Genomic DNA, 638 nt, shown 5'->3' on the forward strand with positions numbered 1-638 from the left:
CCCTCTGATCTCGCAATCTCTGCGAAGTATGAAACTCTTTACTACTTCGGTGAACGCAAGACTCCAACTGAACTTGCTGCTCAGTGGTTCAATACTAAAGAATCTCTGAAAGGTAACGATAAAGTTGACGCCAGCGCGATCATTGAAATGGCTAAGACTGATGATGAGCTGGCTGAGAAAGTGAAAGAGCTGGTCGCTGATGCTCAGCAGCGTGTCGCTTTCTGGGAAGCGTTTATGAACGACGACGAACTGGTTGTTCAGGTGAATCAGTTCAACGCTGAAACTGAGATGATGGAAATGCGCGACTGCGCACCATTCAAAGCAGGTGTATCGGTAGCGGCATTCAATCAGGCTCTGAAACGTATCGAACGTGCAAGCAAAGCTGGTCAGAACGTCAAATCTAAAGCGAAGGATGCTAAGGCAGACGATAAAGCAGCAGCGGCAATGACTCTGGATTCTCTGGTCGAACTGATGGCTCAGAAGTTCTCAGAAGGTAACGCGATGGAACGTCAGGTTCTGATCAACGCAATGAGCAAGGCAGTGTCTGGTAACTCTAACTCTGAAATGTTCGTGGTTAGCAAACGTGATGCTGAGATTGTTCGTCGTGTTCTGAACTCTCGCAAAGCAGCGGCTCAGGC

Annotated in this window: 1 protein-coding gene; it reads left to right on the forward strand. The window is 48.3% G+C overall.

From position 1 onward, the window contains the following. Positions 1–638 (forward strand): hypothetical protein (locus tag N1032_RS26000; protein WP_259543512.1); only part of this gene is annotated, 638 nt, incomplete at both ends.

The organism is Herbiconiux daphne, from assembly GCF_024979295.1.
Lineage (GTDB): Bacteria > Actinomycetota > Actinomycetes > Actinomycetales > Microbacteriaceae > Herbiconiux > Herbiconiux daphnes.